The sequence below is a fragment of the Streptomyces sp. NPDC041814 genome (genome assembly GCF_055590565.1).
The window spans coordinates 724,666-742,599 of sequence record NZ_JBVJAM010000002.1; the positions used below are offsets into that span (position 1 = coordinate 724,666).

16 protein-coding genes and 2 pseudogenes are annotated in these 17,934 nt (G+C 71.1%); 12 read left to right on the forward strand and 6 right to left on the reverse strand.

Going from position 1 to position 17,934, the window contains the following annotated elements; genetic code table 11:
* The first annotated feature begins 425 nt into the window (after positions 1-425).
* The 3 genes from ACZ6C6_RS08625 (at position 426) to ACZ6C6_RS08635 (ending at position 3,742) form a co-directional block, all read left to right on the forward strand.
* Positions 426-557, forward strand: coding sequence for a hypothetical protein (locus ACZ6C6_RS08625; protein ID WP_469200466.1), 132 nt, complete (start codon positions 426-428; stop codon positions 555-557).
* Positions 557-3,448 carry an FG-GAP-like repeat-containing protein gene (locus ACZ6C6_RS08630; protein ID WP_469200468.1) on the forward strand — a complete coding sequence of 964 codons (2,892 nt, stop codon included), beginning with the start codon at positions 557-559 and terminating at the stop codon, positions 3,446-3,448. Before ACZ6C6_RS08625 ends, ACZ6C6_RS08630 begins: the two co-directional genes overlap by 1 nt.
* 171 nt (positions 3,449-3,619) lie before the next feature.
* Positions 3,620-3,742, forward strand: a complete 123-nt coding sequence (locus ACZ6C6_RS08635; RefSeq protein WP_469200890.1) for a hypothetical protein — start codon at positions 3,620-3,622, stop codon at positions 3,740-3,742.
* 4 nt (positions 3,743-3,746) lie between these two features.
* On the opposite strand, the gene ACZ6C6_RS08640 is transcribed toward ACZ6C6_RS08635, so the two are convergent.
* Together ACZ6C6_RS08640 and ACZ6C6_RS08645 are read right to left on the reverse strand one after the other, a co-directional pair.
* On the reverse strand, positions 3,747-4,232 hold the full coding sequence (locus ACZ6C6_RS08640) for a GNAT family N-acetyltransferase (protein WP_469200872.1): 486 nt from the start codon (positions 4,230-4,232) through the stop codon (positions 3,747-3,749).
* A 44-nt stretch (positions 4,233-4,276) separates the two neighbouring features.
* On the reverse strand, positions 4,277-4,648 hold the full coding sequence (locus ACZ6C6_RS08645; protein ID WP_469200470.1) for an ArsR/SmtB family transcription factor: 372 nt from the start codon (positions 4,646-4,648) through the stop codon (positions 4,277-4,279).
* A 549-nt stretch (positions 4,649-5,197) separates the two neighbouring features.
* Between ACZ6C6_RS08645 and ACZ6C6_RS08650 the strand changes: the two genes are divergently transcribed.
* The 3 genes and pseudogenes from ACZ6C6_RS08650 (at position 5,198) to ACZ6C6_RS08660 (ending at position 7,683) form a co-directional block, all read left to right on the forward strand.
* Positions 5,198-6,604 (forward strand): FAD-dependent oxidoreductase, encoded by a 1,407-nt coding sequence (locus ACZ6C6_RS08650; protein ID WP_469200472.1) that lies wholly within the window; start codon positions 5,198-5,200, stop codon positions 6,602-6,604.
* Between the two features lie 64 nt (positions 6,605-6,668).
* Positions 6,669-7,002 (forward strand): annotated as a pseudogene (locus ACZ6C6_RS08655) (IS256 family transposase); the annotation flags it as partial.
* A 204-nt stretch (positions 7,003-7,206) separates the two neighbouring features.
* Positions 7,207-7,683, forward strand: a complete 477-nt coding sequence (locus ACZ6C6_RS08660) for an IS110 family transposase (RefSeq protein ID WP_469200874.1) — start codon at positions 7,207-7,209, stop codon at positions 7,681-7,683.
* On the opposite strand, the gene ACZ6C6_RS08665 is transcribed toward ACZ6C6_RS08660, so the two are convergent.
* A complete protein-coding gene (locus ACZ6C6_RS08665; protein ID WP_469200474.1) occupies positions 7,619-7,951 on the reverse strand; it encodes a lysine transporter LysE in 333 nt (110 codons plus the stop codon). The two genes, ACZ6C6_RS08660 and ACZ6C6_RS08665, sit on opposite strands and share 65 nt — an antisense overlap.
* A 272-nt stretch (positions 7,952-8,223) precedes the next feature.
* On the opposite strand from ACZ6C6_RS08665, the pseudogene ACZ6C6_RS08670 reads away from it, so the two are divergent.
* The 4 genes and pseudogenes from ACZ6C6_RS08670 to ACZ6C6_RS08685 form a co-directional block, all read left to right on the forward strand.
* Positions 8,224-8,711 (forward strand): annotated as a pseudogene (locus tag ACZ6C6_RS08670) (IS110 family transposase); the annotation flags it as partial.
* 157 nt (positions 8,712-8,868) lie between these two features.
* Positions 8,869-9,978, forward strand: coding sequence for a hypothetical protein (locus ACZ6C6_RS08675; protein ID WP_469200476.1), 1,110 nt, complete (start codon positions 8,869-8,871; stop codon positions 9,976-9,978).
* 76 nt (positions 9,979-10,054) lie between these two features.
* Positions 10,055-10,921 (forward strand): DUF3592 domain-containing protein, encoded by an 867-nt coding sequence (locus tag ACZ6C6_RS08680; protein ID WP_469200477.1) that lies wholly within the window; start codon positions 10,055-10,057, stop codon positions 10,919-10,921.
* Between the two features lie 759 nt (positions 10,922-11,680).
* A complete protein-coding gene (locus ACZ6C6_RS08685) occupies positions 11,681-12,367 on the forward strand; it encodes a type 1 glutamine amidotransferase domain-containing protein (RefSeq protein WP_469200479.1) in 687 nt (228 codons plus the stop codon).
* Between the two features lie 342 nt (positions 12,368-12,709).
* On the opposite strand, the gene ACZ6C6_RS08690 is transcribed toward ACZ6C6_RS08685, so the two are convergent.
* Positions 12,710-12,901 carry a hypothetical protein gene (locus ACZ6C6_RS08690; RefSeq protein ID WP_469200480.1) on the reverse strand — a complete coding sequence of 64 codons (192 nt, stop codon included), beginning with the start codon at positions 12,899-12,901 and terminating at the stop codon, positions 12,710-12,712.
* Between the two features lie 325 nt (positions 12,902-13,226).
* Here ACZ6C6_RS08690 and ACZ6C6_RS08695 point away from each other — a divergent pair, with 325 nt between their 5' ends.
* Positions 13,227-16,142 (forward strand): AfsR/SARP family transcriptional regulator, encoded by a 2,916-nt coding sequence (locus tag ACZ6C6_RS08695; protein ID WP_469200482.1) that lies wholly within the window; start codon positions 13,227-13,229, stop codon positions 16,140-16,142.
* Between the two features lie 54 nt (positions 16,143-16,196).
* On the opposite strand, the gene ACZ6C6_RS08700 is transcribed toward ACZ6C6_RS08695, so the two are convergent.
* Together ACZ6C6_RS08700 and ACZ6C6_RS08705 are read right to left on the reverse strand one after the other, a co-directional pair.
* On the reverse strand, positions 16,197-16,706 hold the full coding sequence (locus ACZ6C6_RS08700; RefSeq protein WP_469200484.1) for a MauE/DoxX family redox-associated membrane protein: 510 nt from the start codon (positions 16,704-16,706) through the stop codon (positions 16,197-16,199).
* Positions 16,706-17,290 carry a hypothetical protein gene (locus ACZ6C6_RS08705; RefSeq protein WP_469200486.1) on the reverse strand — a complete coding sequence of 195 codons (585 nt, stop codon included), beginning with the start codon at positions 17,288-17,290 and terminating at the stop codon, positions 16,706-16,708. Before ACZ6C6_RS08705 ends, ACZ6C6_RS08700 begins: the two co-directional genes overlap by 1 nt.
* A 457-nt stretch (positions 17,291-17,747) precedes the next feature.
* Between ACZ6C6_RS08705 and ACZ6C6_RS08710 the strand changes: the two genes are divergently transcribed.
* On the forward strand, positions 17,748-17,927 hold the full coding sequence (locus ACZ6C6_RS08710) for a hypothetical protein (protein WP_469200487.1): 180 nt from the start codon (positions 17,748-17,750) through the stop codon (positions 17,925-17,927).
* Positions 17,928-17,934: the final 7 nt, after the last annotated feature.

Here is a 17,934-nt window from a genome sequence, read left to right on the forward strand (position 1 = left end):
CAACCCGAGTCCGTTCGGAGGACGCGGTGGTCCGGTCGCGATGTGGCGCGCTTGCGGTCGGTCGAGCGCGGTGCATACCGCAGCCAGCCCCTCGGCGGCACGCACGACGAGGTCGCCGAGGGCGGGGCTCCGGCAGGACGTCTCCACGAAGGGACCGCTTCGCCGGTACGTCACGACGTACCTGGTCGACGTCATGGGGAGCCGGAGTCTCCTCGTGCGAAGGAGCGGTCAGGGACTGCCGCCGGGGCCGGCTCGTCGGCCGGTACCGCTCCGGCCCAGGCCACGCCGAGAGCGGCGCGGGGTGTCCAGGAGTGGTGTTTCCGATGCGGCCTGCGAAAACGTGGCCTGGCCGGCTTGTAATGCCCGAGTAACGCGGCCCTCCTAGCGTGCGGACGCGACCGTTCCGTTCCTGGAGGAGCATCTCGATGCGCCCTGACCGTGGCACCGGCGTGACCGTCGGCATTCAGAACCAGGGCGGTACGGACGCACTCCAGTACCCCTTCGACCAGCCGGTCCTTACCGCCGGCTCGGCCGTTCACACGCAGGAAGACAAGTGATGAGAGCCCACAACTCGCGACGGGCCCTGCGGCTCGCCTCCGGACTGGTTGCTGCGGGCCTCGCGCTGACCGCCGCCCCGCACGCCCTCGCCGCGGACAGCGGTGACTCCCAGGGCATGCGCCTCACGAAGACCCAGGCCGACAAGCTGGCCGAGCAGATGCAGGTCGATCTGTACGGCGACGGCGGGACGACGGCCGATGCCGCCAAGAGCGACGCCGTCACGGCCGGCGAGGACTCCGGCGCCTCGACCGAGGCGTCCGAGAACATCACCGTGACGCCGACGTCGACGATTGAGAACGTGCACGGTTTCGCCGCCACGATGCCCGTGGGCAACAAGCAGGGTGACTACTTCACCCTGCACAGCCTGGCCCACGTGACGCGGTCCGGTGGCGACGGGACCGAGCAGTGGAGCCGGGCCACCGACTCGCTGTACGCGGACTGGGGGATCAAGCCGCTGCGGGTGTGGATGAAGGAGTTCTACCCGCCCCACGTGGTGATGGGCTACGACGCGGTCGACGCGTTCACGCCCGCCTCGGACCAGGGCTACGACTCCGGTGACCTGACCGGCGACGGCGTGCCCGATGTGGTCTTCTCGGCCAATGTGGGGATGAGCCCGCCGGTCGGCGTCTCCATCCCCGGCACCACGATGACCTCCGGCACGATGGTGACGGTCCTCGACGGCAAGACCGGCAAGACGGTCTGGTCGAAGTACCACACGTACGCGAACCAGGTCAAGATCGTCGACGGTGCGCTGCTCGTCGCCGACTCGCCCGTGCTCAACCCGTTCGCCTCGTCGGGCGAGACGGCGAAGCTCACCAGCACCCGCTTCTCGTACGCGGACGGCAAGCTCACCGAGTCCAGCACCTGGACGTACGACACCGAGGAGACGGCTCCGGCCACCTGGGGCGCCCTGCGGGACCTGGGGGGCGGCAAGATCGCCGTCGGCTGGAACCTGCGCAAGACGGACACCAATGCCGCGCGAGGCCGCACCCTCGTCCTCAGCATGAACGACGGCGCGGTCCAGTGGCAGACCGACAGCGCGCTGTACGTACGCCAGCTGCGGGTGGACGAGGGCCGCGGGCAGCTCGTCGCCGTGGAGCAGGCCGACGGGTCGGACGGGGTGCGCTACGAGCTCGCCGCCTACGACCTCGCCGACGGCCGCCGTACCACGCTCGACAGCCGGGCCAACGTGCTGCCCACCGCTCTGGCAGTGGGGAACCTCACCGGCAGCGGGGACGCCGAGTACGCGGTTTCCGAGTCCTCGCTGACGGATTCCCTGTACGTGAACGCGAGCACCATCCGCGTTCTGGACGGCGACGACCCGCAGACCCCCCTGTGGCAGGACACCACCAAGCGTGATCCCTCCAACGGGGGTAACGGGCCCAGCACCTGGCGGCTCGACACGGTCGGCAAGCAGCTGATCGCCACCCGCGCCGACGACCGGGAAACCGGGACCGCCTCCAACGACAACCGGTACGCGTCCCTGACGGTGTTCTCCGGCAAGGGCAAGATCCGCTGGCAGACGAAGGGTGCCACCGCGTCCCCGACGTTCCAGGACGTGTACGAGGACAAGAAGAGCTGGCACATCCGGGTGGTCGACGCCGACCAGGACGTCCGGACGTACGCCCTCGCCGACGGCAGCCAGGAGCAGCTGACGCCGCTTCAGGGCGACATGGCCTACGGCACGGCGCTCGACATCGACGGGGACAAGAAGGACGACTTCGTCGAGGGCGGCACCTCCCACGGGATCTGGGCCTACTCGGGCACCTCGTTGCTCGACGGCAAGCCGAAGCAGCTCTGGCAGACCACCCTGCCGGGCTCGGTGCACGGCATCCAGACCGCCGACGTCACCGGGGACAAGACCCCCGAGATCGTCGTGGCCACCGACGGCGCGGTCGTCGTCCTCGACTCGAAGACCGGCGCGATCCTCAACACGATCGACGGCGAGGGCCAGTTCGTCCACACTGTGACGCTCACGGACATCGACGGCGACAAGAAGGCCGACATCCTCGTCCCGACCGACGAGCTGCGCGCGTACAAGGGCGACGGCAAGGCGCTGTGGACGTACGCCGCGCCGGCGAGCGCGGGCGACGTCCAGTTCTCCGACGCGTCGACGGCCGACGGCAAGCTGTACGTCCAGTACACGAGCAAGGACTCGTTCCTCCTGGACGCTCCCGTCATGCGAGCCGTTCAACTCGACGCGAAGACGGGCGCGCTCGGCTGGGAAGACGCGCCCGAGGCCCCGGCCGAGGCTCAGGACGGCAAGGTGCGCGGCGGTCTGCTCGACCGTGCGGTCCACGCCTCGTCCGCCATTCCGTACGCGGACGGCCACGCGGTCGCCTACACCTGGGTCGCCTGGACGCCCGACGACCTCTACGGCTTCAGCCCGAGCAACGTCGTCGAGATCCGCGACGGACGCACGGGCAAGGTTCTGCACACGGCGGTCACCGGCGGCCTGTGGACCCACAGCGGGTACTTCGACGGCGAGGACACGCTGTACGAGTCGGGCACCGCGTCCTTCTACTACTTCGGCGCCGACGGTGCCGCGGACGATCGCGTGGCCATGAGTCCGCCGACCGAGAACGGGTCCTGGATCACCGCGCCGAATGGAAAGAAGGCGCTTCTCAGCGGCGGCCAGGGCGGAATCTACGTCTGGGACCCGGCCATGCTGAACGGTGACGAGCTGCTTCCGGCCCCTCTCGGCGGATCGGCCAACGTCGGCGGTGCCCGCAACTACGCCACCGGCGACTTCGACGGCGACGGGTCGGACGAGGTCGTCATGCTCAACTTCGACGCGCGTGGCTTCAACCGGTCGGCCGAGCTGATCGGCGGCGGCTACCAGGTCCCGAACCCGTGGACGCACTACACGATCGCCCTCAAGCTCTCCTGAGCCCCGGCGGCCACCCGTTCGTGAACCCCTCCGGCACGCGCCGGAGGGGTTTCACGGCGTGTCCGGTGGGCGACTACGAGCCTGCGTGTTCCGCCGCACTCGCCACCCAGGCGCAACCGTGTTCGCGATTCCGTGCGACCGAACCGAGGTGTCGAGGTCGCCGCTTCCAGGGTGCCTGCGGTCGCGTTCGGGCTGCTGGGCCGGCCCTGCCTCGACCTGCCGCCCCGCTGGTTGAGGCTCGGCTACGGCCAGGGCCTGGACGTGTCCGTGTGGCACATCGCGCAGGCGGCGTGACCGGTCAGGTGATGGCGGGGCTGCGGCGTTCGACGAGGACGACATCGCGCCAGACACCGTGATGGCGCCCGATCCGCTCCCGTGTGCCGATGACACGGAAGCCGGCCCGCTGGTGCACGGCCAGGCTGGCGGTGTTCTCGGGGAAGATCCCGGACTGGATCGTCCAGATCCCGGCCCGCTGCGTGGAATCCACCAGAGCCTTCAGCAGGACGGAGGCGATGCCGCGGCCGCGGGCGGCCGGATGGACGTAGACCGAGTGCTCGACCACACCCGCGTACGCGCATCGGTCGGAGACCCGGCTCGCGGCGATCCAGCCCAGCACCGTTCCGTCGGCGTCGACGGCGGCGAAGCGGTGCCCGGGCAGCTTCGCCGCGTCGAACACCTCCCATGCCGGGGCAACGGTCTCAAAGGTGGCGTTTCCTTCGTCGATCCCCGCCTGATAGATGGCGAGCACCTGCCCCGCGTGCCCCGGTTCCAGCGGCACGATCATCGCACTCGCAGGTCCGCCCACCACGACCCCCTCCCTGTTCCCTGTCAGGCCGCGGCCGGCAGGGCCAGCAGATTGCCCATGGCGGCGAGCACGGCCGGCTCGACACGGTAGTAGACCCAGGTGCCGCGCCGCTCGGACGTGAGCAGCCCCGCCTCCTTGAGCTTCTTCAGGTGGTGGGACACCGTGGGCTGGGAGACGCCGACGTCGGAGATGTCGCACACGCACGCTTCACCCCCCTCGTGGGAGGCCACGGCCGAGAAGAGCCGGAGGCGGACGGGGTCGCCGAGTGCCTTGAACATCCGCGCGGCCGTCTCGGCCTCCTCGGCGGTCATCGGCCGCTCGGTCAGCGGCGGGCAGCATGGCGTGACGCCCTGACCGTCGCGTTCGAGCAGCGGCAGCACCTTCGTATTCGACATACGTCTATGTTGACACACATCGAACCCGTGTAGGAGGCCGTCGCCGGCGCGCAAGGTGGCGGCCGGTCGTCGGGCGATGCGCTCGGCGTCCCGGTCCACGCCGCGCGGCGAGTCCGATGGCAGGCTGCGCTGCCAGTCCGGGGCGACGGGCGTCCGGTACCCCGCTGGCGTGGCCTGTCCAGGTGGTCGGCGTAGGTGGCGAGGTAGGTCGCGACCTCGTCGCCGTGCGGGCAGCGGTCGCGGTCTGCGCCGTGGGCACTCCGGGCAGGGAGCTGTGCCGGGCGCGGCGAGAAGAGCGCGAGGCTGTCGTAGCGGTGTGGCCGCGACCCGGCCGTACGGTCGGACGTCTTCTCTGTCACCGGCCGCAGCTCGCGCCGTGGCGGCGTGCAGGCTGCGGCGACGCCGTGGCCGCCCGATCACGGCGGCGTCAATGTGCTCGATCAGTGAGCGCCTGGTTTCGATGAATGTCTATGTTGACGCTCATCGATGCAGGTGTCATGCTGGGCCGCGCAAGCCATCGACAGATGTCGAAACATGCAAGGAGTCGCCGTGAACGCGCCCGCTACCACTGAGCTGCCCGTCGTCGTGATCGGAGCCGGCCCCGTCGGACTGGCCGCCGCCGCCCACCTGATCGACCAGGGCATCGAGCCCCTGGTCCTGGAGGCCGGGCCCGCTGCCGGCGCCGCGGTGCGCGAGTGGGCGCACGTGTGGCTGTTCTCCACCTGGGGCGAGGTCATCGACCCGGCAGCCGAGAAGCTCCTGACACCCGCCGGCTGGACGCGGCCCGACCCTGTCACCTATCCCTCCGGCGGTGACTGGGCCGAGTCCTACCTGCAGCCGCTCGCTGACATCCTCGGCGACCGGGTCCGCACCGGCGCCACCGTCACCGGTGTCTCGCGCACCGGCCGGGACCGGATCGTGGATGCCGACCGCGCGGCCCAGCCGTTCGTCGTGCACGTCGCCCTCGCCGACGGCCGTGAGGAGCGCCTCTTCGCCCGCGCCGTCATCGACGCCTCCGGTACCTGGGCCACGCCGTCCCCGGCCGGCGGCAGCGGACTGCCCGCGCTCGGCGAGAAGAGCGCCGCGGACCGGATCACCTACCGCGTCCCCGACCTGAAGGACCCGGCAGCCCGTGCCCGGTACCTGGGCAGGCGCACAGCCGTCATCGGCTCCGGTGCCTCCGCCTTCACCGCCCTCGCCCACCTCGCAGACCTCGCCAGGTCCGGGGACGGCACGGGCACGAAGGGCGTCTGGATCCTGCGCCGGGGCATCTCCGGGTCCACGTTCGGCGGCGGCGAAGCCGACCAGCTCCCCGCGCGCGGCGCCCTGGGCCTGGCGGCCAAGGCCGCCGTCGACGAGGGCCACGCGGACGCGGTCACCGGCTTCCGCACCGAGGCGATCGAGCGGGACGGCGACGGCCGACTGGTCCTGGTCGGCGAGGACGGACGGCGCCTGGACCCGGTCGACGAGGTGATCGTGCTGACCGGCCTCCGTCCCGACCTCTCCTTCCTCGACGAGCTGCGCCTCGGGCTCGACGAGCGCCTCCAGGCCCCTGTCGCCCTGGCTCCGCTGATCGACCCCAATCAGCACTCCTGCGGCACTGTCTATCCCCACGGTCACCGCGAGCTCACTCACCCCGAACAGGGCGTGTATCTGGTCGGCATGAAGTCCTACGGCCGCGCCCCGACGTTCCTCGCGATGACCGGCTACGAGCAGGTACGGTCCGTCGCCGCTGCGATCGCCGGCCACCTCGACGCGGCCGACCGCGTCGAACTGACCCTGCCCGAGACCGGAGTCTGCGGGGGCGCCGGCCTGTTCGACGCCCCCGGCGCCGCTGAGGCCGACGGCGGTGGTTGTTGCGCACCCGCGCCCCAGCTCGTCCAGCTCGGCGCCCCCGCCACGGTCGGTGCGGCGGCTACCGAGCAGGACTCGCCGGGCGGCTGCTGCGGCTCGTGACCAGCCGGGGTACCCGCGCGCGTGGGCCGCGACCGGTGCAAGGAAGCGGTCGCGGCTCACGCCCGTGCACGGACTGTCCTCCGGTGACTTCTTTCCGGCAGCGAAACAGTTCCTGGGCACCTCGGCCGGGCTCCCGCCGGCCACCGTGACCCGCTCGGCCAAACAGTGGCAGGACGATCACGCTGCCCTCCAGGCGGGCGACCTGCCGGAGTCCGAATACGTTTACGTGGGGGCGGACGGGGTCCATCCCGAGGTCCGTCTCGTCCAGGCCCGCTTCTGCGGGCTGCTCCTCTTGGGCGCACGAGTTCACCGAGTCCTGGGCCGACCTGTTGAGCGACTGCCGACGACGCGGCATGCGCGAACCCGGACTCGCCGTCGGCGACGGAGCGATAGGACCGTGACGGGCGCTGGCGGAAGTGGTGCCCCGGGCCAGGCATGACTGTTGCCCCCAGTCGAAGGCATGACTTGGGGGGCGTCACCGGGTCCGGGGGTGTTCGTCGGAGACGCTGATCAGAGGTCCGGAAACCGTCCGGTCCGGCGCAATGCGGACGACTCGCGCCCGCAACGCCGGCCGCCGCGTCGCCTACCTGCCCGGCGATGCCATGCCCGGCGTCGGCGTCAGGACCCCCGCCGTCCTGCTGGTCATTGTCGGCGACGGCACCGGCTTCCCCACCGCCGCCCACCTCGTCTCCTACGCCGGCCTCGCACCCACCCGAAGTCGTCGTGGACCTCGATCCACGGCGAACACGCACCCCCGTGGCGGAAACTGCCAGCTCAAACGCGCCATGTTCCTGTTCGCTTTCGCCTGCATGAACGCCGACCCGGCCTCCCGCACCTACTACGACAAGCAGCGCGCCTGCGGCAAGACCCACACCCAGGTCCTCCTCCGCCTCCCGCCAACGCATCAGCGTCCTGTTCGCCATACTCCGGGACTGCACCTTCGGCGAGTCGCGCGTCCCCGAAACAGCCACCGCGTGACCGGCCTCGGACTTGCGGCAGCTGAACCAAACGGCCTCACAGGCAGTCGCATCCTGTGGAGTAGAGCAGCAGGAAGAGAGCCGTCAAGGCGGTCACGGTAAAACCGACAGCGGTCAGAGCGGCGAGGCCCCGACGGCCCTTCGCGGGGGTGCGGAAGGTCTGCCAGGCGCCGTGGGCGAGGACGAGGCCGAGCAGCCCAGCCCCCACGACGGTGAAGCGTGGGCTGAGGGACCAGCTCAGGTAGGCGATCAGAGCCAGGCCGCCGAGCAGGGCACAGGCGAGCAGGCTGAGGATTACCTCGGCGACGGCTTCACCCAGCGTTTCGACCAAGAAGTCGCCGACACTCTTCGCTGCCTTGCGGACCCCCATGACGCTTCTCCCTCTTGCGTCGATGGCCCCGAGCGGTGGCCTGGTATGGAGGACCCCCTCCGAGCCGGAATGGTTGCCGGGGCGCTCAAGAGTCGCCGACTGCGGCACACGGCCACACCTTGACGAAGGACATAGAGGGCCCCCTTGTTGCGCTTCACGATCTGGGGCCCCTGATGAGGGGCTTGAGCACCGGCTTCACCAAAGCCGGAAGAGATCTCCGTAACGTGGATGTGGCAGCTCGGTGTCCTGGCAAGGCCGGACGAAAGCGTGAAAGAACCATCGGCGGCGCGGACGAGACGATCGCTGAGCGGAGATGATCGTCGGGTTCCACGACCACCTGGCCGACGAGGCCACCCGGGTCGCGAACCGGCTGCACGGCCTGCTCACCCAGATCCACCCGTCGCTGGAACGTGTGTTGGGGCCGTGGTTGCAGTACCCGGCCGTCCTCATCCTGCTGGAACGGTTCGCGTCCCCGCCACAGATCCGCAAGGTCGGACGGCGCCGCCTGGTCACCCTGCTGCGGCCGAAGGGACCGGGGATGGCCGAGCGGCTGGTCGAGGAGATCTTCGCCGCGCTGGATTAGCAGGCCGTCACAGTTCCGGGGACCGAGGAGGCCGCGCTGATCGCCCCAAGCCTGGCAGCCTCGCTCGCTGCCGTGCTCGACCAGCGGAAACCTCTGGCGGGGCGGGTCGGGGAACTGCTGGAGGGCCACCCTCTTTGTAAGGTCCTGACGTCGATGCCGGGAGTCCGCGTCCGGACCGGAATCGCCGTTTCCTGGCGCCCGGAACGCTCAACGTGTCGACCGGCTGCCTGGGCGGCTCAGCAGCTGACAACATCCGTTCCACTGAACGTTGTTGGGGGAGAGAAGGGTGCCCGCACGTCTACCGGACCGCCGCCCGCGCCGCCACAATTTCGGTATGACGATCACGCCGGCCCCTCCGAGCGCACCGCCGACGCGCCGCACCCTCCTCGACCTCGCCCGCGGGATCCTCACGGGCGCGGTGATCGGAAGCTCGCTCGCCGCATTCGTCGTCGGCACTGTCCTCGAACGCGGTCCCCTGCTGATCGGCGGCCTGGCCGTCCCCATCGCCTACGGACTGCTGGTCCTCGCCGCTGGGGCGCCCCAGCGCGCACGCGATGCGGCCATCGTCCCCCGCACCGCGCTCGCCATGATCGAGAGCCTGCGCGCCACCGGTGGGGAGACCAGCGACGTGCCCGTCCGCTTCGACCTCACCGTCGCCCCGGACGACGGACCGGCGTACCGCGTCGAGTCCACCCAGTCCGTCAATCTCGTCGACCTGCCCGACTACAGACCCGGCGGCATCGTCGTCGTCCAGTACCCACCGCACCAGCCGTGGGCGGTGAAGCTGGTGAAGCGCCCGACACCGGAATGGGAGGACCGCGCGACCGCGGCCCGCATCGATTCGGCGCCCGGCCCGGTCCTGGCCGGCGAGCCGTCCCCGGACAGCACCGTCGGCGGCTACCTCACCCTCCTCGCCCTGCTGCTCGCAGCGGCCGGCGTGGTCTTCGCCTTCCGGGCCGACCTCTTCGGCCCGGAAGACCCTGCCGACCGGCCCCCCTCGGCCGCTGGGCCCGCCGACTCCGGCACTTCGTCCACCACGATCGTCTCGGCCGCGTCCGGCACCGTCGCCCTCGGCCCCGGACAGTCCCTGTTCGACGAGGGCCGGCTGCGCCTGGCGGTCGACTCACTCACCAAGGGCGACGGCAAGGAGCGCCAGGCACTCACCGTCGTCGTGCAGGAACGCCTCCTCACCGTCGTCTTCACTCCTGCGGGCTCGCAGGCACCCGGCTTCGACCTGGACGCCCTGCCCTACCCGCGCATTCCCGCCCTTGTCCGGGAAGCCAGAACCACTCTCGGCGTCCGCGCCCCGCGGACCTGGCAGCTCACCGCCGAGAGCCTGTCCGGCGCCCTCACCCTGAGAGTCGGGGTGGCTGGTGCCGATGGCGCCGCCTCGTTGGAGGCGAACGGCCACGGTGAGGTCGTGCGGCGCGTCCCGTCGCGCTGACGGGACGGATGGAACGGGCGCCCGGACGGAACGGGCGAGCCGTGCGGGGCAGGTTATCGGACCAGGAGGAGCACGGATGGGCTGGCACGGCTATCTGGCGTTGTGGTGCGTCGGCCTCGGCGCGGTCGCGGTCGTCGGATACGGACGGTCGCTGGCCAGGGTGACCCGCGGCCAGCGGGCGGTCCGCGTCATGGGCCGGATCGAACGGGTCACTGAGCCCCGGCACGGGAGCTCGGGACGCGAGGGTATCGCTGTGGTCGTCACCTTCCGCGATCCCGTCACGGGGCAGGAGTTCACCGTCACCAACGAGGGCGAGTGCGGCGACCGGATCAGCACGGCCTGGATGGGCCGGGAGATCGGTATCCGCTATCCTCCCGGCCGCCCGCACGCCTACCGCTTCACCACTGACCCGGACGCCGGACGGAGCGGGCTCGGCTGGCCCAACTTCGCGGTCTTCCTCATCTACGTCGGGCTGGTCGTCGTCGCTTCGATCGACTGGGGCTGGCCGTGGGCCCTCATCGGCTTCGGTGTCCCCTGGACGTTGCTGAGTGCGACCTACCTGCCCCGGGCCGTACGCGACTCGCGCCTGCGTATCGAGGGCCTCTCCTCCGGCGGCCCGGTCCCGGGCCGCGTCATCGCCGTACTGAAAGATGTCACCCTCGACGAGGGCAGCGGAACCGCCACCAGCCACACCCCGGTCGTCGCCTTCACCACCCACGACGGCACCGCCGTCACCGCCTACCGCACTGAAGGGTTGCGCGATCCCGCCGGCTCACGCGGCCGGGACCTCACGATCCACTACCGCCCCGACAACCCGGTCGTCTTCACCACGGACCTCGCCGCCGAACACCGCTCCCGCGTCGGTGAGATCGCGTTCGCTGTCGGGGCCCTTGTCGTGGGGGTCGCTGCGGCCGTGGCGGGAGGGATCCTGATCGCGGGCTGACGCCCGCCGCCCCCTGACGAGCCGGCCCCGCGGCGGCCCCGACGGCAGGCAGGAGCCGCCGCCTCCGAATCGCCGGTCACGCCTTTCGGAGCCGGAGGGTCGACGTGATGGCCAGGCTGCCTGGAGCTGCTGCGGGCGCTGGATCTGACCGCGTGTCTCTGCTTGCACGAGGCATGGGACAGCTGCTGCCCCTTTCTCAGCTCGCAGCACCTTCACCCAGCCGCCGTGCCGGCCACGGAGGGTGCAGTGGCCGCTGCTTCGACCACCCACCGGTTGCCATCCACTCGAACGGTCCCCGGGGCGGCCCGACCCGCAAGATTCACCTTGCCGGTAGTGCTTCGCCTGCGGCGGTGGCGGGCCTCGGCTTGCTCAGCCCGCTGCCGTGGCCCCGCGGGCCGGCCCGCTGCCTGACTGGACCAGTCGCGTAGCGCAAGGTGTCGAGCGCGGCAAAGACGGGTACAGCGTGGCGTGGACTTCTGGAAGGCCGAAGGTCGCGGGACGCGTCCCGGTGGGTACGGACAACGGCGTGCAGGGGAATGTCCGGCGCTGCTCACAGCCCGTTACGTGGGGGCCGAGGGTGCGCTCGGGACCTGCCCGCCTGCAGAGCGTCGAGAACAACCAGGTCCGCCCTTGACCTCCCTCGGCTCCTGACGCGGGCGGCTCACTGCTGCCCGGCCTCGTGCCGTGACCGAGTCCTTCGCGACGACGCGAGCACAGATCGTCCACTCAGACTCCCATCCTCTTGAGGAGAACATCATCATGAAGGTCCTCGTAGTCCTCACCTCGCACGACCGGCTCGGCGACACCGGCCGTGCCACCGGGTTCTGGCTGGAGGAACTCGCCGCCCCTTACTACCGCTTCAAGGAGGCAGGGTGGGAGATCACCCTCGCTTCCCCGAAGGGCGGCCGACCGCCGCTGGACCCCAAGAGCAACGAGCCCGACGCCCAGACCGACCAGACCCGCCGTTTCGAGGCCGACACCGGAGCCATGACAGCACTGGCCAACACCATCCGCCTCGACTCCGTCAACGCCGACGACTACGACGCCGTCTTCTACCCCGGAGGCCACGGCCCCCTGTGGGACCTCGCCGAGGACGCCGACTCCGCCCGCCTGATCGAGACCACCCTGCGCGTCGGCAAGCCCGTCGCCCTGGTCTGCCACGCCCCCGGCGTACTGCGCCACACCCGCAACGAAGACGGCACGCCCCTCGTACGTGGCAGGAAGGTCACCGGCTTCACCAACACGGAAGAGGAAGGCGTCCAGCTCACCGAAGTCGTTCCCTTCCTCGTCGAGGACGAACTCAGGAAGCTCGGCGGCCACTACACCAAGCAGACGGACTGGCAGCCCTACGTTGTCCAGGACGGTCTTCTTATCACCGGCCAGAACCCCGCCTCCTCCGGCCCCGCAGCCGACGCTCTCGTGCGGTTCGTCTCGGCTCACACCTGAGCAACCAACGACCGCGCGAGTGGCGTGGTGAGCACCACATGCGGCACTACGCCGTCGAGTTCAGGAACTGGATCGTCGCCGCGGCGGCGGCCCGCGCTTGAAGAACGCGGTCGGCGCTCAGGGCCGGCCGACGCCGTCGGGCCGGATCGCCGGGCGGGCGCGGACTCGACGCACCCGGGGCCGGAGCGGCCTTCGCTCGTCCGAGGTGCAGGCCGCCCGGTCCCGGCCTCGGGTCTCCCTCTCGGTGAACAGGGCTGTCCAGAACGGTTCCGACGCTGTGATCCCACGAGGTATCGCAGGATCATCGCACCTACGGTCTGCAGCCTTGGACGCCGGCTTGCCTCAGAACTCGAACCAGAGGTCGATGTTCGGATGTACCCGTTCGCGCAGGCAGTTCGAGTGTGCATAGGCCTGCTGGCGCACGGCGCCGCCTCGCACCGGGGCAACTGCACCCAGCCTGAGCTTGGTTGCTGCCCCGTCCTGGTCGAGATCGATGACCTGATAGCAGAAGCAGCAGATGGGGTTCGGGTTCAACGATGCCCTCTCATGTCGCCGAGCCAACATTGCCGGCCGTGATCCCTGCAGACTCTACGTGCGACGGCGCGCCGGAAGCGGGACTGCGCCTGAACATGCCAGTCCTCGACTCGCAGCTGAGGGCCGGGGAGGGCAGGGGAGGCATCCGTCCGCAAATCACCGGCATGGTGGCATTCCGCTACGCCACCTGCCGGGTCCATGATCCTCCCGGGGGAAACAGCCGTCCCGTGACGGCCGTCGGCACGGACCCGTGCGGCCCCCGTGATCGATGGACGTGCCTCAGGGAGCACAGCACATGCGTTATGGCATTCTTGGATCGCTCGAAGTGTCTGACGGGGACCGCCCGGTCGGGGTGGACCGTCCACGACGGCGCGCGGCCCTCGCGTTCCTTCTGCTCCACGCCAACCGCTCGGTGACCACCGAACAGTTGGTGGACGCGCTCTGGGAACAGGACCCGCCCGCCAGCGCACGCGGCCAAGTGCACACCGCGGTCTCGGAGCTGCGAAAGATACTTGGGGCGGGCGGAGAGGGACCGCTTACCTCACGCCACGGCACCTACCGCCTGACGGTCGCCGCGCACGCCCTGGACGCGGCCGAGTTCGCGAGCCGGTTGGACGAGGCGGGCCGGCTCGCCGGCGCAGGCGAGTCGCGCGAGGCAGCCCGTACGGTACGCGACGGTCTCGGACTGTGGCGGGGTGCGGCGCTCGCCGACATCGCGGCCCCGTTCGCCGGACCGGCGCGGATGCGGCTGGAGGAACAGCGGTTTGCGGCCCACGAACTTCTCGCCGACATCGAGCTCGGCCGGGGCAGGCACCGCGAGTTGGTGCCCGAGCTGACCGCCGTGCTCGCGAACCACCCGGCCCGGGAGGGCATCGCCGAGCGCCTGATGCTGGCGCTGTACCGCAGCGGCCGGCAGACCGACGCGCTCGCGGTGGCCCGATCCGTGCGCGCACTGCTGGTCGACGAGTTCGGGCTCGACCCCGGGCGGTCGCTGGTCGAGCTGGAGCAGGCGGTCTTGCGCGGCGACCCGGCGCTCACGGCCCCGGCCGGAGGCTCGGACGTCGCCGGGGCCGGCCGTGCGGACGGGACCGCCGTCGTGACCGGAGCGGGCGGGGGCGGTGGGCCGGAGCGCGCCCCGTCCGGCGCGCCCAGTCCGTCCGTCCCGTCCGCCGCGCTGGGCCGGCCGGCGACTGCCGCCGTGGGCCTGAGCTGGTCGGACCTGTGGGGGAAGGCTCCGCGACCCGCCCAGCTCCCTCCGTACACCGCAGGGTTCATCGGCCGCGACGAGCAGCTCGCTGCCCTGGACGCGGTGGGGGAGGGGGAATCCGGCGTTCCCCGTGTCGCGCTGGTCACCGGTCCGGCCGGCGTGGGCAAGACCGCGCTAGTGGTCCGCTGGGCCCACCAGCGGGCCGAGGAGTTCCCGGACGGGCAGCTTTTCGTGGACCTGAGGGGCTATGCCGAGGGCGACTGCGAGGAGCCCGGACCCGTACTGGAGCGGTTTCTCATCGCGCTTGGCGTGCCCGCCCCGCAAATCCCCGCATCGACCGCCGCGCGCGAGGACCTGTACCGGTCCTGCCTCGCCGGCCGCCGGGTCCTGGTGGTCCTCGACAACGCCCGTGACTACCGCCGTATCCGGCCGCTGCTGCCCGGCTCGGCGGGCTGTCTGACGCTGGTCACCAGCCGCAGCATGCTGGGCACCCTGCTGGTCGAGTCGGGGGCCGCGGCAGTGCGGGTGGACTCCCTGCTGCCCGAGCGGGCCGTAGAGGTGCTCGGCCGGGTCGTCGGTCCCGAGCGGATCGCGGCTGAGCCGGACGCTGCCCGAGAACTCGCTCGTTTGTGCGGCGAGTTGCCGCTGGCCCTGCGGATCGCCGCCGCCCGACTGATGGAGGGCGGGATGCCGCTGGCTGATCTGGTGGCCGAACTCGCCACGGACAGCGACCGGCTCGGCGCCCTCGAACTCCCGGGTGACGACAGCAGTGCCGTCGGCCGGGCCCTGGACCACACCTACCGGCATCTGCGGGCGGACCAGGCCCGCGCGTTCCGGCTGCAGGGAGTACACCCCGGCCAGTGGCTGGGGCCGGCCGCAGCCGCCGCGCTCACTCACACCGGCCCCGTGCTGCCGGCCCGTGCCGCCGGCGCGAACCGGAGACTGCTGCGCGAGTTGGAGGCGGTCCACCTGTTGGAGCGCCAGGCGCCGTCCCGGTACGCCCTGCACGACCTGGTACGGCTGTACGCGCGCAGCCGCGCCGACGGCGATCCGGTCGAACGGGACGCCGCCTTGGCCCGGTTGAACGACTGGTACATCGGCATCAGCAAGGCGGGCGAGCGGCTGCTCGACCCCGGCCGGGCGGACCTCGGCGTGCAGGTCGTGTACCCGCTCGACGATCCCGCGCCGCTCGCCGACTACGCGGCCGCGTTCGCCTGGTTCGAGGAGGAGTCGGAGAATCTGCTGGCCCTGCTGCGGCTCGCCGTCGAGCGCGGTGATCACCGGGTCGTCTGGCAGCTGGCCGACCACCACTTCGGCTATCTGCTGCGCAGCCACCGGCTCGATGCCCTGACCGAGTGCGCACGTCGGGGGGAGGATGCGGCCCAGGCGATCGGCAACGAACACGCCGCCGCGCGGATGGCCAACGGCCTGGGGGTCGTCCACTCGTTGCGCCGCGAACTCGGGCCCGCCACTGCCGCCTACGAGCGGGCCCTGGAATTCTACGAGCGGGCCGGGATGCAGCGGCCGGCCCTGGCCACCCGGGCCAACCTCGGCAGCCTGCACTACGACCTCGGCCGGCTGGCGGAGGCCCGCGCGTACCAGGAGAGCGCGCTCGCCGGGGCCCGGGATCTCGACGATCCGCGGTTGCTGACGGTCTCTCTCGCCAACCTGGGCATCACCCTGGCGGACCTGCACGAGCACGGCCCTGCGGAGGCCTTGGTGGGGGAGGCGCTGGAGGTGATGGCCGCCCGCCGTCCGGACGAGCCGTCGTACGTCTTCCGTTCCAACCTCGCCCGGGTGCGCCACCGGGGCGGGCGGTACGAGCAGGCGGCGCGGGACGCGCGGGACGCCCTTGCCGAGGCGCGTCGCCTCGGTGACGCGCTGCACACCGGGCAGATCCTGCACCAGCTGGGCGAGACGCTCGCGGCGAGCGGACAGCCGGACCAGGCGCGCGCGTACTGGCAGGAAGCCCTGGAAGTGTTCCTGGAATGCGGCAGTCCCGACGCGGAGAAGGTCCGGGCGCTGCTGGCGTGAAGCGGCCGTGGGGTGGGGGCCGGCCGGGCGCTTCGCGGCCCGCCCCACTGCGTGTCAGCCTGTCGTCGGGCGCCGGAGCAGATAAGCGAGGTCGTCCCAGCGGGTGACCGCTAGTCCGGCGACGGCCCCGGACAGTACCGCCACCGCTCCGGGCCCCGACACCACCCGGTCGCCGGGGAGCAGGACCACGGCGGTGGCGGCCAGTGCCAGTGTGGCGTTGCGGGCCACGAAGGCGCCCGGTCCGGACACGGCCGCGCCGGTGCCGAAGCACTGGCAGTCGGCGGCTCGGCCCGCCCGCAGCGTCACCCCCGTGAACGCCGCGAGCAAGGCGAGAGCGAGGAGGGCGCCAGGCCGTCCGGCCGGCACCATCAGGACCACCACTGCGGTCTCGGCGGCCAGCGTCGCGACCGCGGTCGCGACGCGCAGCCGGGCGGGGAGCCACCGGTGGTCGGCGAGCGAGCCGACGAAGAGCGCGAACTCCGTACGGCTGCGGGCCTTGCCCGCGACCGCGACCGCGAACACCACAGCCAGCAGGGCCCGGCAGGCCAGCTGCGCGAGGCTCATCACCGGCCGTCCGGGGCGTGGGCCGGCACCCGCTCGCCCTGGCCGGCCTCGGCGGCCTCGCCGGGCCGGTCCGGCAGCGTACCCGCCAGATCGTGCCCGGACGCGGTGACGACCGCGTCGCGCAGCACCAGCAGCGTCGGGAAGACGTCGATGTCGCCGAACGCCGACCCCACCTCTGGACCGGTGCCCACCAGGGCGACCTCGCCGAGCGCCGACAGTCGCCCGGCCATCTCCAGGGTCTTCGTGTCCGAGGGATCCCCCGACACGAAGAAGAACGACGGGAGCGCGCCGGCTGCGGAGCTTCTCGCGATGTCCGCGATCAGATCCCCGCAGGGTCCGCAGCCGACCTGGAGGAAGGCGGCCAACCGATCGCCGCCGAGCAGGTCGGCCCGCTCGATCGTCCGCCCGGACACCGAGCGCGCGGTGAAATCGCTCACCCGGGTGCCGACAGGCGGCCGGCGGGCAGGGCGCGCCCCGGTGAGTTCGACGGTGCGCAGCCGCCGCGCGAGGGCGGACGTCAGCAGGAGGTTCGCCGCGGTGGCGATCGTCAGCAGGACGACGAGTGCGGTGAGTGCGGGAAGCACGGCTGCCTCTCATGACGGGTGCACGCGAGGAGCGTGCGGACGGGAGGGGCTCGGAACGAGCGCGGGAAGAGCGCGAGAAGCGAACGAGAAGAACACGAGAAGGAAGCCGCGACAGAGTGGGGACACGGCCGGGATCCGCCCCGGCCGGCTCCAGCGAGAGCGGCCAAGAGGAGTCAACAACGGAAATTCACCGAAGTCAATTCGAAAGGCGGAATGACCGATATTCACCCCGTGATTCCCGGTATACGCCCAGCGTTATGCAAGTGCGCGACAATAGCCATTTCGGAAATGAAATATCGCCAGATCGTCAATTGGTGTGCGAAAAATCAGGGCAGCGAAAACGAACGCTTGACAACCTCGATGCCGAGGGGCTTACATCTGCCTCGTTCGAAGTCGTCCGAGGTAATTCGCCTTCGGATTTGAATAGCCATTCCCATATCGAGAACGGGGTACACCCATGTCTCTTTCCCGCGCCATTTCTGAGGTCGCCGACCGCATGCTCGGCCGCCTGCTCCCCAGCGCCGAGGCCTCCGCGCAGCTCGCACCCTACTGCTGGTACGAGGGTGGCGGCCTGGCCGGCCAGATCGACGTGCACGAGTGCTGCCGCTACAGCGACGGCAGCGTCAGCTGCCTCTGAAATCGCG